General features: G+C 69.1%; 7 protein-coding genes. All 7 read left to right on the top strand.

Features of this window, described 5'->3' with window-relative positions:
- Window positions 1–136 precede the first annotated feature (136 nt).
- A complete protein-coding gene (locus tag AB8P05_RS21385) occupies window positions 137–1,969 on the top strand; it encodes an ATP-binding protein (protein WP_472760265.1) in 1,833 nt (610 codons plus the stop codon).
- Window positions 1,966–3,336, top strand: a complete 1,371-nt coding sequence (locus tag AB8P05_RS21380; protein ID WP_472760264.1) for a sigma-54-dependent transcriptional regulator — start codon at window positions 1,966–1,968, stop codon at window positions 3,334–3,336. Before AB8P05_RS21385 ends, AB8P05_RS21380 begins: the two co-directional genes overlap by 4 nt.
- A 149-nt stretch (window positions 3,337–3,485) precedes the next feature.
- The gene (locus tag AB8P05_RS21375; RefSeq protein WP_472760263.1) at window positions 3,486–4,601 is read left to right on the top strand and encodes a hypothetical protein; all 1,116 of its coding nucleotides are present in this window, start codon (window positions 3,486–3,488) and stop codon (window positions 4,599–4,601) included.
- Window positions 4,535–5,167, top strand: coding sequence for a calcium-binding protein (locus AB8P05_RS21370; protein ID WP_472760684.1), 633 nt, complete (start codon window positions 4,535–4,537; stop codon window positions 5,165–5,167). The genes AB8P05_RS21375 and AB8P05_RS21370 overlap by 67 nt, the downstream gene beginning before the upstream one ends.
- Before the next feature lie 321 nt (window positions 5,168–5,488).
- The gene (locus tag AB8P05_RS21365) at window positions 5,489–5,716 is read left to right on the top strand and encodes a hypothetical protein (RefSeq protein WP_472760262.1); all 228 of its coding nucleotides are present in this window, start codon (window positions 5,489–5,491) and stop codon (window positions 5,714–5,716) included.
- A 133-nt stretch (window positions 5,717–5,849) separates the two neighbouring features.
- Complete coding sequence (treZ, locus tag AB8P05_RS21360; RefSeq protein WP_472760261.1) at window positions 5,850–11,549, top strand: malto-oligosyltrehalose trehalohydrolase; 5,700 nt, start codon at window positions 5,850–5,852, stop codon at window positions 11,547–11,549.
- Window positions 11,495–14,275: a malto-oligosyltrehalose synthase gene (gene treY, locus AB8P05_RS21355; protein WP_472760260.1), complete on the top strand. Its 2,781-nt coding sequence runs from the start codon at window positions 11,495–11,497 to the stop codon at window positions 14,273–14,275. Before treZ ends, treY begins: the two co-directional genes overlap by 55 nt.
- Window positions 14,276–14,319: the final 44 nt, after the last annotated feature.

Raw genomic sequence — 14,319 nt, 5'->3', positions numbered from 1 at the left:
TCCAGCAACATCAAGCATTTGGCGGAAGCGCGAGGGCGAGAATCCGCACGACATGGGCATCGCGGATGTGCGAAAATCCGCACACTTCACAGCGCTGCGGCATCTTTGTTGCGGCGCAACATGACGAAAGACGCCGTTGCTTAGCCACCCGACCGACCCGGCGACAGATTCGACCGCCCATCCCTCCGTGCCGCAGCCGGCGCGCGCGGCGCGGATGGTGGCCCGCGCGCTCGAACGGCCGCGCCGGCTGCTGATGGCGGCGTTGCTGCTGGGCGTGCCGGTGGCGGCTGCGCTGGCGGCCGGCTGGGTATCGTCGCAGGCTCACGACGATCTGCGGGAGAGTGCCAGAGCGCAGCTGGCGCTCTACAACGCCAACCTGCGGGCGGAGCTGGAGCGGCATGCCGCCGTTCCGCTGGCGCTGGCCCAGGATGCGGAGGTCCGCGCCCTGCTGGCCTATCCCTCGCCGGCGGCGATGGACCGGCTGAACCGCAAGCTGGAGGACATCGCGCGGGCGCTGGACGCGCTGGCGCTCTATGTGATGGACGCTAAGGGCACCACGGTGGCGGCCAGCAACTGGAAGGACGCCGCCAGCTTCGTGGGCGAAAACTTCTCCTACCGGCCCTATTTCCGCATGGCCATCGACCAGGGCGAGGGACACCATTTCGCCCGCGGCACCACCTCCCTGGTGCCGGGCTTCTACACCGCCAACCGGGTGGTGGCGGAAAACCGCACAGTGGGCGCGGTGGTGCTGAAGCTGGGCTTCGACCGGCTGGAACGGGCCTGGGCGCCGGGGCAGGAGAAGCTGCTGGTGACCGACCGCGACGGCGTGGTCTTCATCACCAACATGCCGTCCTGGCGGTATCACGCCCTGCCCCGCCGCCTGCCGATCAGCCTGCCCATCGTCCCGCAGGGAACCAGCGAGGGGCTGGACGTGCTGCCCTGGATCTTCGGCGGCGCCTCCGACCGCATCGCGCTGGAGGAGAAGGGCGGGCTTCGGCATTACCTGCTGTCCTCCGTCGCCATGCCCGGCGGCGATTGGACCCTGCACAGCCTGACCAGCCTGGATCCGGTGACCGCGCGGTCGTGGGTTGCCGGGCTGCTGGCGGCTGCTGCGGTGGCGATGGCGGCGCTCAGCGCCTATGCCGTGGCGCTGCGCCGGGTCGCGCTGGTGGAGCGGATCGCCCTGCAGGAGGAATCGCGGGCGGAGCTGGAGCGCCGGGTCGCCGCGGCCACCGCCGACCTGCGCGCGGCGGAGAACGAACTGACCCAGGCGGCGAAGCTGGCGGCGCTGGGCCAGATGTCGGCGGGCATCGCGCACGAGATCAACCAGCCGCTGGCCGCCATGCGCAGCTTCGCCGACAATGCGGTGGTCCTGCTGGAGCGCGGGCGGACCGACGCGGTGCGCGGCAATCTGGCGGAGATCGCGGAGCTGACCGACCGCATGGCGGCCATCACCCGGCAGTTGAAGGGCTTCGCCCGCCGTGCCTCCGGCACGCTGGGGCCGGTGTCGGTCCATGCCGCGGTCGGGCAGGCCCTGGCGCTGCTGGAATCGAAGCTGCGGCGGGAGGACATCACGGTCGAGGTCGATCTGCCCGACCGGCCGGTTTGGGTGGTGGGGGAGGATGTGCGGCTGCAGCAGGTGCTGGTCAACCTGATCGGCAACGCGGCGGACGCCATGCGCGGCTGCCCCGTGCGCCGCCTGCGCATCGGTCTAATGTCGGCCGAGGGCGAGGCGCTGCTGAATGTCGCCGACACCGGCCATGGCATCGCCGAGGCGGACCTGCCGCGGCTGTTCGTCCCCTTCTTCACCACCAAGGAGGCCGGCGAGGGGCTGGGGCTCGGCCTGTCGATCAGCCACGGCATCGTCGAGGATTTCGGCGGCAGCCTGACCGCCGCCAACCGCAACGGCAAGCCCGGCCAGGGCGCCGTCTTCACCCTGCGGCTCAAGACCACGGAAACACCCGCATGACCCGGACCCTCTCGGAAGATACCGACCCTGACGACGCCGGCAGCGTCCTGTTCGTCGACGATGAGCGCGCGGTGAGGCTGGCCGGGCAGCAGGCGCTGGAACTGGCGGGGTTCGAGGTGACGGCCTGCGACGGGGCGGAGCGGGCCCTGCGCCATCTCGGCCGCGACTGGCCGGGCTGCCTCGTCACCGACGTGCGCATGCCGCAGATGGACGGGCTGGCGCTGCTGGCGCGGGTGCGGGAGATCGACCCCGACCTGCCGGTCATCCTCATCACCGGGCATGGCGACGTGCCGATGGCGGTGGAGGCGATGCGCAACGGCGCCTATGATTTCCTGGAAAAGCCCTTCCCGTCCGACCGGCTGACCGAGATCGCCCGCCGCGCGGTGGAGAAGCGCCGGCTGGTCCTGGAGAACCGCAGGCTGCGGGCGCAGATCGCCGGCGGGGCCGATCCCGCCGGAACCATCGTCGGCCGCACCCCAGGCATCGAGCGGCTGCGCACCACCATCGCCGCGGTCGCCGACACCGATGCCGACGTGCTGGTGTTCGGCGAGACCGGCACCGGCAAGGAGATGGTGGCCCGCGCGCTTCACGAGGCGAGCGGACGGCGCAAGAGCCCCTTCGTCGCGCTCAACTGCGGCGCCATGCCGGAATCGATCTTCGAGAGCGAGCTGTTCGGGCACGAGGCCGGCGCCTTCACCGGTGCCGCCAAGCGCCGCGTCGGCCGGATCGAGCATGCCAGCGGCGGCACCCTGTTCCTGGACGAGATCGAAAGCATGCCGCTGTCGCTGCAGGTCAAGCTGCTGCGGGTGATCCAGGAACGGGTGGTCGAGCCGCTGGGATCGAACGAACAGGTGCCGGTCGACCTGCGGGTGGTCGCCGCCACCAAGGCAGACCTGCGGCAGGCGGCGGATGCCGGGACCTTCCGCGCCGACCTCTATTACCGGCTGAACGTGGTCGTGCTGACCATCCCGCCGCTACGTGAGCGGCGCGACGACATCCCGCTGCTGTTCCAGCATTTCGTCGCCCAGGCCGCCGCCCGCTACAACCGCGAGCCGCGGGTGCCGGGCCGCGACCGGATGCAGCACCTGATGGGCCAGGACTGGCCGGGCAATGTCCGCGAACTGCGCAACGCCGCCGGCCGCTTCGTGCTGGGGCTGGAGGAGATGGCGCCGGCACCGGCGGCCGCACCGTCCACCCTGTCGCTCGCCGAGCAGGTCGACCTGTTCGAGAAGGGGCTTATCCAGTCCGAACTCGCCCGGCAGCGCGGCAGCGTCAAGGCGGCCATCGAGGCGCTGAACATCCCGCGCAAGACCTTCTATGACAAGTTGAAACGCTACGGGCTGAGCCGCGACGATTTCCTGGACTGAAGGCGGCCTGGATCGCCACCCCCTCTTCCGCCATTGAACCGGTTTGGGAATGAAACTTTCCGACACCAGCGCAAAATAAAATTTGTTGAGGTCGGAGATTCATTGCGCCAATCTACCGACGGTTGATCAACAGCCCAGTGGCTAAGGTCATGGACACGGATTACGTCACGCGCAGAGCCTTCCGCTTCTTCAATCGTAGGACTGGGGAGCATTTCTATACGGGGAGCACTGCCGAACGGAACGGCATCATCGCCGGAATGGCCGACATGACATATGAGGGCGTCGCCTTCCTGTCGGGCGGCTGGGGGTCGACGGTGCCGGTGGCCCGTTTCCTGCGGCTGGACACCGGGGAGCATTTCTACACCGCCAGCGCCACGGAGCGGGATTACATCCGGCAGAACATGTCGAACGCTTACCGCCTGGAGGATGCCTATGCCTTCAACGTCTCGGAAATCCAGACGTCGGAGTATTCGCAGGCGGTCTACCGGTTTCTGGACACGGCGACCGGCAGCCATTTCTTCACCGCCTCGGAGAACGAGCGGGACGGGGTGATCGCGACGCTGCCGAGTTATCGCTATGAGGGGGTGGCCTATTATGTCAGGCCCACTCCGGCGCTTCCCCCTGCCCCGTCGGGCGATTTCGACGAGGCGTGGTATCTCCAGGCCTATCCGGACGTGCGCGATGCGGTGAACGCCGGCTGGATGACCGCCCGCACCCACTATGAGGTCTTCGGCAAGCGGGAAGGCCGCATGCCCAGCGATATGGCGGCATTGGCCGGCAACGACCATTGGATCAGCTTCGACGGCGCGCCGGGTCATGTCCGGATCATGAACGGCGGCTCCGGCGACGACATCCTGGACGGCATCGATGTCTACGGCACCGTCGCCGGGACGATGATCGGTGGCTACAGCGACTACAGCGACCAGCTGTTCGGCGAAACCGGCAACGACACGTTGTATGGTGCGCAGAACGACACGCTGAACGGCGGAAGCGGAAACGATACCTACATCATTCATTCCTCCGGCGTTCTGGTGACCGAAGGGACCAATGCGGGCACCGATGAAGTCGTCCTGATGGAAGACAGCATCAGCGGCTATTTCGACTATGCGATGCCGGCCAATGTCGAGCGGCTGCGGCCGGTTGTTGAGGCAGACAATCCGGTGCCGATGCTGACCATTACCGGCAGCGTCGGAGACGACTGGATCGGTGCCGGCAGAACGAACACCCCCTTCGCATCCTCGGCGGCGACGGCAACGACACGCTGAACGGCGGCTATGGCAGGGGCAGCGGCGCGCTTGTCGAGGGCGGAGCCGGCAATGACTATCTGCTGGCGGCGGCCACGACCAACGCCCGCGTCTGGTCCTACCTCCAGTCGGGCAGCGACACGCTGATCGGCGGCGATGGCGACGACACGATGGTGGCCTGGTCCGGCGACGACCGCCTGACCGGCGGTGCCGGCGCCGACACCATTCTCGTCGATCTCGGCTCCGCCCCGAACGTGCTCTGGCAGGATCCGAAGGCCTGGACCGCCAACCCCAGTCCCAGCGACGGCTATTCCTCGATCTTCTGGAACGGCACCGGGGTGACGACCGTCACCGATTTCCAGCCCGGCGTCGATGTGCTGAGCTTCCGCCACACCTCGCTCAGCCTGTCCGACGTCATGGCGCGCTTCCAGGATCGCAGCGACGGGACGGGGGTGGTCGCCAGTTTCACCACCGCCGAGTTGGGGTTGCAGTTGCCGAGCTACACCAACAGCGTCTTCACGCTCTCGCTCGACAATATGAGGCAGTGGCAAGTCTCGGCCAATTGGTTCTCGGTATCGCCCACCTGACGAAACGGGCGATTGACCGCCAGGCCGTCCCCTACTGCAACTCTCCCATCGGGGCAGTTGACGGGCGCTCACGCTTGCCAGGGGTTTCTTCGGTTCCCATGTGCCGTCCCCACCCGTCCGGCAGCCGCCGCGGGTGGAGCGGCGGGACGGACCTTTCCTTCGTTCCGGCTGTTGTATCGGAAGAACACGCAGCATCGACGTCGAAGGGGACGGCCTGAGAATGTCACCGAGGATTAGCACCATGACCCCCGTCTCCTTGCGGAGCTTCTGGAACCGATCCTGACCGCAGCGGAAGACGACGAAGAGGCCCTGTCGGAGGCCGTGAACCTGACCGCGGAGGCGATGGCGGCGCTGGGCGCCACCGTGCTCGATCCGGACGGTCAGCCGGCCCGCGGGGTGTCCGATGAACGGGCCGTCGTCGCCGCGCTCAACACCCACGCGCACAACCTGATGCGCGACGGGCGGCTCGACGACGTCGTCGAGGCTCTGCAAGTGGCCGAGCGGATCGGCCGCCTCGCCCATCTGCCGCACCACCCGCGGACTGTCTGACCACTCTTTCGGGAGAAGGGCGCGGTCGTTCGTGGAAGCGGCTTTGCGGGTGCGGGTACTCCCTCCCTCCGTGCTGCCCCTCCATTCTGTTTGAGCGACGTGCCACCCAGCGCTCAACAGGGGAGGAGCCCTCGTGCCCACCGCGCCGCAGCCACACGCCCATTCGAATGTCCTGGCGAGCCCTCTGGAAGGCGAGATCCTGACGCGTCTCCAGGACTCCCTGCTGCCGGACCATCTGCTGACCCGCCGCTGGTACGCGGCCAAGGATGCCGGCCGGCCGGCCGTGCGCATCGTCGATGCGCTGCCGCTGCCGCTGCCGAACGGTTCGCAGGCCCAGCTCTGCCTGCTGCGGGTCGAGCCGCCGGGGCGGGAGCCGCATCTCTATCAGCTTCCCCTGATCCTCGACCATGGCAAGGGCGATGATCCGTCGGTGATCGAGGGAACCGGGGATCTGCCGTTCGCCGGACGCCTGCGCGACGGCTATGCCGATGACGGGGTGGTGAGGGCGCTGCTGGCGGCCATTCTGAAAGGCGATCCGCAGGAAGGCGAGACGGCGCTGTCGCCCGGCCTGAACGCCGGCCGGACCCGCGCCTGCCAGGCGCTGGCGCGCCGGCTGGATGTCGGGGCGCCGCTGCACCGGATGACGGCGGAGCAGTCCAACACCTCCATCCGCATCGGCGACGTCGCGATCCTGAAGGGCCTGCGCAAGCTGGAGCCCGGCACCCATCCGGAACTGGAGGTCAGCCGCTTCCTGACCGAGGTGGCGCAGTTCCCCAACACCCCCGCCCTGCTGGGCTGGGTGGAACGGTCCAACAGCTCCGGCTCCACCACCCTGTGCGTGATGCAGGAACTGGTGCCGGAGGCGAAGGACGCCTGGAGCCACGTCACCGGATACCTGAACGACCGCGTTGCCCGGTTCGCCGACGGCGATGCCTCCCAGGCCGCCGATGCCGACAGCGTCGGTTTCCTGCGCCTGCTCGGGCAGCGCACGGCGGAACTGCACCGGGCGCTGGCCACCCCCGGCGGCGGCGACGCCTTCACGCCGGAACCGGCGACGGCGGAGCGGCTGAAGGAATGGGCGGGCGGCGTGCGCGCCCTGGCGAAGCGGGTGCTGGAACGGCTGCGCGCGGCCACATCCACGCTGGATCCGGCAATCGCCACGCAGGCCAACGCCCTGGCCGCCAGCGAGGCGGCGATGATGGCGCAGATCGACGCGCTGATCCCCGCGGCGGCCGACCTCAGCGCCATGCGCCTGCACAGCGACTATCACCTGGGGCAGGTTCTGGTGTCGCGCGGCGACGTGCAGATCGTCGATTTCGAAGGCGAGCCGATGCGCCCGCTCGCCGAGCGGCGGGCCAAGCACTGCATCCTGCGCGACGTCGCCGGCATGCTGCGCTCCATCGCCTATGCCGCCGCCATGGCACGCGACGCGATGCCGGCCGATCTCGACGCCCCGTCCCGCGCCGCCCGAACCGCGTGGCTGTCCTGGTGGGAGGGGGCGGCGTCGGCCGCCTTCCTCGACGGCTACCGCAACGCCATCGGCGACTGCCCCGGCTTCCCGCGCGACCCGCAGGCGGCCCCTGCCCTGCTGAAGCTGTTCCTGCTGGAAAAGGCGCTGTACGAGGTTGGATACGAGCTGGCCAACCGGCCGGACTGGGTGGCGATCCCGCTGGCCGGCGTCACCGCCATCATCCGCGCCGATGCCGGGCCGGAAATCGCCAGCCGCGACCGTGACCGCATCGCGCCGGTGGACGAGCGCCGCCGCAGCCATTCGATGCCCTTCGGCGCGGAGGTACAGGCCGACGGTTCCGTCCGCTTCTCCATCTGGGCGCCGTCGGTGGCGTCGGTGCTGCTGTCGCTCGATGACGGCGGCCAGCCGGTGGCGATGGAGGACCAGGGCAACGGCTGGTTCACCCTGACCACCGCGCGAGCGCAGGCGGGCAGCCGCTACCGCTTCGTCCTGCCGGACGGGCTGGCGGTGCCGGACCCGGCGTCGCGCTACCAGCCGGACGACGTGCATGGCCTGTCGGAGGTGATCGACCCCGGCGTCCACGCCTGGACCGACGCTGCCTGGACCGGCCGGCCCTGGCACGAGACGGTTCTCTACGAGCTGCATGTCGGCACCTTCACGCCCGAGGGCACCTTCCTGTCGGCCATCGAGCGGCTGGACGATCTGGTCGAGCTGGGCGTCACCGCGATCGAACTGATGCCGGTGGCCGATTTCCCCGGCACGCGCAACTGGGGCTATGACGGCGTCCTGCCCTTCGCCCCCGACAGCGCCTATGGCCGGCCGGAGGATCTGAAGACCCTGGTGCAGGAGGCGCATGCCCGCGGGCTGATGGTCTTCCTCGACGTCGTCTACAACCATTTCGGGCCGGAGGGGAACTACCTCCACGCCTTCGCCGGCAGCTTCTTCACCGACCGCCACAAGACGCCCTGGGGCGCCGCGATCAACGTGGATGGCGAGCGCAGCGGGCCGGTGCGCGACTTCTTCATCCACAATGCGCTCTATTGGCTGGAGGAATACCACCTCGACGGCCTGCGCCTCGACGCGGTCCACGCCATCATCGACGACAGCGACCGCCATGTTCTGGAGGAACTGGCGGAGCGGGTGCACAGCCATTTCCAGAACCAGCGCCACGTCCATCTGGTGCTGGAGAACGACGCCAACCAGGCGCGTTTCCTGGCCCGCCACCGCGAGGGCGATCCACGCTGGCACTCCGCCCAGTGGAACGACGACCTGCACCACTGCCTGCACAGTGCGGCGACCGGCGAGGACGGCGGCTATTACGCCGACTACGCCCATGATCCGGCCAAATGGGGCCGCGCCCTGGCGGAGGGCTTCGCCTTCCAGGGCGACCCGTCGGCCTACCGCGACGGCGAGCTGCGCGGGGAGCCGTCGGCGCATCTGCCGCCCACCGCCTTCGTCACCTTCATCCAGAACCACGACCAGATCGGCAACCGCGCCTTCGGCGAGCGCATCTCCCACATCGCCAAGGCGGACGCGGTGCGTGCCGCGACCATCCTCTATCTGCTGGGTCCCGGCATCCCCATGCTGTTCATGGGCGAGGAATGGGCGTCGGCCAAACCCTTCCCCTTCTTCTGCGACTTCGGCGAGGAGTTGGCGGAGGCCGTGCGTAAGGGCCGGGCGGAGGAGTTCGCCAAGTTCCCCGAATTCCAGGATCCGGAAGCCCGCGCCCGCATCCCCGACCCCACCGCGCCGGAGACGGCGGAGTCGGCCAAGCTGGACTGGGAGGCCCGCGGGCAGGCGGACCATGCGGACTGGCTCGACTGGTATCGCCGCGCCCTGGCATTGCGCCGGGCGGAGATCGTGCCGCGTCTGGACGGCGTTCCCGGCGGGGCGTCCAGCCATGGCGTGGTCGGCAAGTCCGGCCTGACCGTCTGCTGGAAACTGGGCGACGGCAGCCGGCTGCATGCCTTCGCCAATCTGGCCGACACGCCGGCGTCCGGCTTCCCCGAGGCCACGGGCCGCGTGCTGTGGACGGAGGGCGACGGGCTGACCGGCGACACGCTCGGCCCCTGGTCGGTGGTGCTGTGGCTGGAGGAAGCCTCGGCGCTCGACCGGCTGGCCGACCGCATGGGCATCGAACGGTCCTTCGACAACGCAGCCGGGGAGACGGTGACGGCCAGCGAGGATACGATCCGCGCCCTGTTATCGGCGATGGGGGTCGAGGCGGGGGACGAGGCCGCCGCCCTTGCCCTTCTCGACCGGCTGGACGAGGAGGAATACGGCCGCGCCCTGCCCCCGGTGGTGGTCCGCCGCGCCGGGGAGGCGGTGACGGCGCCCGTCACCCTGCCCCACGGCACCCGAACCCTGCGCTACACCCTGACGCTGGAAAGCGGGGAGACGCAGAGCGGTGTCGTCGGCTTCGGCAGCCTGCCGCGCTGCCGCTGCATCACCGTCGGCGACGTGACCTATGCCGAGCGGCGCCTGCCGCTGGGCAAGCTGGACGAGGCCGGCTACCACACGCTGCGGGTGGAGACGGAGCATGGCGTGGTTGAAACCCGCCTGATCCTGGCGCCCGCCCGCTGCCATTTGCCGACGCCGATGCTGGTGGGGGAGAGGCTGTGGGGCCTGTCGGCACAGCTCTACACCCTGCGCAGCGACCATGACTGGGGCATCGGCGACTTCGGCGATTTGCGGACGCTGGCCGACATCGCGGCGTCGCGCGGGGCGGCGGTGGTCGGGCTGAACCCGCTGCATGCCATGTTCCTCGACAACCCGGAACATGCCAGCCCCTATTCCCCGGCCAGTCGGCTGTTCCTGAACCCGCTCTACATCGACGTCACCGCCGTGCCGGAATTCATCGATGATGCCGACCTGCGCCGGCAGGTGGCCTCGCCCGAGTTCCGGCAGGCGCTGGACACCGCCCGCGCTTCCGCCAACGTCGATTACACCGCGGTGTCCCAGCTGAAGCTGCCGATCCTGGAGAAGCTGTTCGCCGCCTTCCAAACATCCGCAAGGCCGGAACGCCGCGCCGCCTTCGACGCCTTCCGGGCCGAGGGCGGCAGCGGGCTGGAGCGCTTCGCGACCTTCCAGGCCCTGCGCGAACGCTTCGCGGGCGAGGGCAAGGCCGACTGGCACCGGTGGCCGACGGAGTTCCACGACGCAGCCGCACCGGCGGTGGAGCGGTTCGCCAAGGAACAGTCCGACCGCGTCGCCTATTTCGCCTGGCTGCAATGGGTGGCGGACGACCAACTGCGCGCGGCGGCGGAGCGGGCGGCCGAGCTGGGCATGACCATCGGCTTCTACCGCGACCTCGCGGTCGGTGCCGATGCCGCCGGGGCGGAAACCTGGATGACGCCGCAGGCGGTGGTGGACGCCGCCCATGTCGGCGCCCCGCCCGACCTGTTCAATCCCGCCGGGCAGGATTGGGGCCTGCCGCCCTTCCACCCGCGGGCGCTGCGCGATGCCGGCTACCAGCCCTTCATCGATCTGGTCCGCGCCAACATGCGCCATGCCGGCGCGCTGCGCATCGACCACGCGATGGCGCTCCAGCATGTCTATTGGATTCCTGACGGCAATCCGCCGGGCGAGGGTGCCTATGTCGGCTATCCGATGGAGGATCTGCTGGGCATCCTGGCGCTGGAGAGCCAGCGCCAGCGCTGCCTCGTCGTCGGCGAGGATCTGGGCACCGTGCCGGAAGGCTTCCGCGAGCGGATGACCGAGGCCGGGGTGCTGAGCTACCGCGTCGTTTTCTTCGAATGGACCGAGGACGGCGCCTTCAAGGGACCGGACGAGTACCCGGATCTGGCGCTCGCCACCGTCGGCAGCCACGACCTCGCCACGCTGCGCGGCTGGTGGGAGGGCGACGACATCGCGCTGAAGGCCGACAAGGGCCTCTACCCGGCGGATGACGAGGAGGAAAAGCAGAAGATCCGCCGGTCGGCCGACCGCGGCGCCCTGGTCGATGCCCTGCGCGCCGCCGATATCGCGCTGCCCGCCGGCTTCGGCGCCGACAGCCCCTATGACGACACGCTGGACCATGCGGTGCATGCCTTCCTCGCCCGCACCAACGCGGCGCTGGCGGTGGCGCAGCTGGACGACCTGACCCGCGAGCGCGATCAGGTCAACCTGCCGGGCACCACCGACCAGTATCCCAACTGGCGCCGCAAGCTCTCGATGACGCTGGAGGAGTTGGCCGACGCGCCGGAACCGGCGGCGGTCGCCGCCATCCTGGCCGCTGCACGCCCGTCCTCTCCCCCGCCCGCCGTTGATCCAAGAAAACCACTCCATACTCCGAGGAGCACACACCCATGGCCCCCGCCGCCGGCAAGCCGATCCCTCGTGCGACGTACCGGGTCCAACTGAATGGCGAGTTCGGCTTCGACCGCACCGCCGCCATCGCCGACTATATCGCCCGGCTGGGCGTCAGCCATCTCTACGCCTCACCCTACATGAAGGCGCGGCCGGGCAGCACCCACGGCTATGACATCGTCAACCACAACGAACTGAACCCGGAGGTCGGCGACCAGAACGACTTCCGCGATCTGGTGGAGGCGCTGAAGCGCAACAAGCTCGGCCAGATCCTGGACTTCGTGCCCAACCACATGGGGGTCGGCGGCTCCGACAACGAATGGTGGTTGAACGTGCTGGAGTGGGGGCCTGAAAGCCCGTATGCCGGGTATTTCGACATCGAATGGGAATCCGATTACCGCTATCTGCAGGGCAAGGTGCTGGTGCCCTTCCTGGGCGACCAGTATGGCGCGGTGCTGGTGTCGGGCGGGCTGGAACTGCGCTTCGACAACGAGACGGGCAGCTTCGCCGTGTGGGCCTATGGCAGCCATAAGCTGCCGGTTCGGCCGCAGGATTACGGCACCATCCTGGGCAGCGACCACCCGGATCTGGAGCGCATCGGCGATGCGTTTGCCCATCTAGCCTATGCCCGGCCCCATCAGATCGCGCGGGCCGGCGTTCAGAAGGCCGAATTGGCGACGCTTGTGGCGACCCGGCCGGACGTGGCGGACGCGATCAACCAGCGGCTGTCCGTCTTCCGCGGCTATCAGGGGGAGATCGACAGCTGGGGCCACCTGCATGAACTGATCGGCTGCCAGAACTGGCGCGTCGCCTATTTCAAGGTGGCGGCCGACGACATCAACTATCGCCGCTTCTTCAACATCAACGAGCTGGCCGGCCTGCGCATGGACGAGCCGGAGCTGTTCGACGTCGCCCACCGCATGGTTCTGAAGATGGTGGAGGACGGCACGCTCGACGGCATCCGCATCGACCACATCGACGGGCTGATCGACCCCAAGGGCTATTGCGAGCGGCTGGTCGCGGCGTCCTCCAAGCCCTTCTATCTGGTGGTGGAGAAGATCCTGGCCCGGCACGAGCGGCTGCGCGAGGACTGGCCGATCGACGGCACCACCGGCTACGAATACGCCAACCTGATGGGTGGACTGTTCGTCGATCCCAAGGCGGAGGAGTCCTTCACCCGCCTCTACGCCGACTTCATCGGCCGGCGCGACGATTTCGAAGAGGTGGTGCGGCAGTGCAAGATCCGCATCATGGAAAGCGAGATGGCGAGCGAGCTGAACGTGCTGTCGCGCAAGGCGGCGCGCATCGCCCGCTCCAACCCCGCCACCGCCGACTTCACCGCCAACATCCTGCATCAGGCGCTGAAGGAGACCATCGCCCGCTTCCCTGTCTACCGCACCTATGTCGACGGCGGCCGGCCGAGCGACCTGGACCGCCGCGACATCGACTGGGCGATCTCCCAGGCTCGGCGGGCGGCACAGGGGCCGGACGGCTCGGTCTATGATTTCCTGCAAAGGCTGCTGACCACCGATCTGGTGGCAGCACCCAAGAGCGGCTACAGCCACCGGCAGGTCACCCGCTTCGCCATGCGGTTCCAGCAATATAGCGGGCCGGTGATGGCGAAGGGGCTGGAGGACACCGCCTTCTACCGCTACAACCGGCTGGTGGCGCTGAACGAGGTCGGCGGCCATCCCGACCATTTCGGCGTCAGCATCGCCGCCTTCCACCGCGCCAACCAGGACCGCGCCCGCAATTGGCCCGGCAACATGCTGGCCAGCACCACCCACGACACCAAGCGCGGCGAGGACACCCGCGCCCGGCTCTACGCCCTGTCGGAGATGCCGGAGGAGTGGGAGCGGCAGGTCCAGACCTGGAGCCGCCTGCTGCGCGCCCGCCGCGGCGACGTGGAGGGCACCGCCCCGCCCGACCGCAACGACGAGTACCTGTTCTACCAGCTGCTTCTCGGCGCCTGGCCGGCGGAGCTGACCGGTGCGACGGTCGAGCAGATCGACCAGTCGGCGATGACCGCCTTCGCCGAGCGCATCGTCGGCGCCATGACCAAGTCGATGCGCGAAGCCAAGGTGCATTCGACCTGGGCGGCGCCCAACGAGGCGTATGAGGGGGCGGTCGTCAGCTTCATCCACGATGCGCTGGACGTGACCCGCCGCAATGCCTTCCTGGAGGCTTTCCTGCCCTTCCAGGCGTCGCTGGCCCGCATCGGCATGGTCAACGGCCTCGCCCAGACCCTGCTGAAGCTGACCAGTCCCGGCGTGCCCGACATCTATCAGGGCTGCGAGTTGTGGAACCTCAGCCTCGTCGATCCCGACAACCGCCTGCCGGTGGATTACGATGCCCGCCGCAGGCTGCTCGAGGAGGTCGAGGGCGTGGTGGAGCGCAACGCGGTCGCCGGCCTGCTGGAGCGCTGGACCGACGGCGCGGTGAAGCTGGCGGTAACCCGGCAGGCGCTGGCGGTGCGGACGGAAAGGCCGGAGGTTTTCGGCACCGGCGAGTATCTGCCGCTGGAGGCCACCGGCGAGCGTGCCGACCATGTGGTCGCCTATGCCCGCCGCGCCGGCGACGACACGGTGGTGGTGGCGGTTCCCAGGCTGGTGGGGCAGTTGGGCGAGACGCCGGACTGGGGCAACACCGCCATCCCGCTGCCCCGCGGCACCCGCTGGCTCAACCGCCTGACCGGGGCGGAGGTGGAGGGCGGCGACGCGGTCTTCGCCGCGACGCTGTTCGCCGACCTGCCGGTGGCGTTGCTGTCGCGGGAGGGGTGAGCCGTTGAGAATTGCCCTCTTCCGTCCCGGGAGAGGGCACCTTG

The organism is Azospirillum sp. VT-I1 (genome assembly GCF_055698305.1).
Note: the sequence above shows the minus strand (reverse complement) of the source record. Positions and strands in the feature narration are given on the sequence as shown.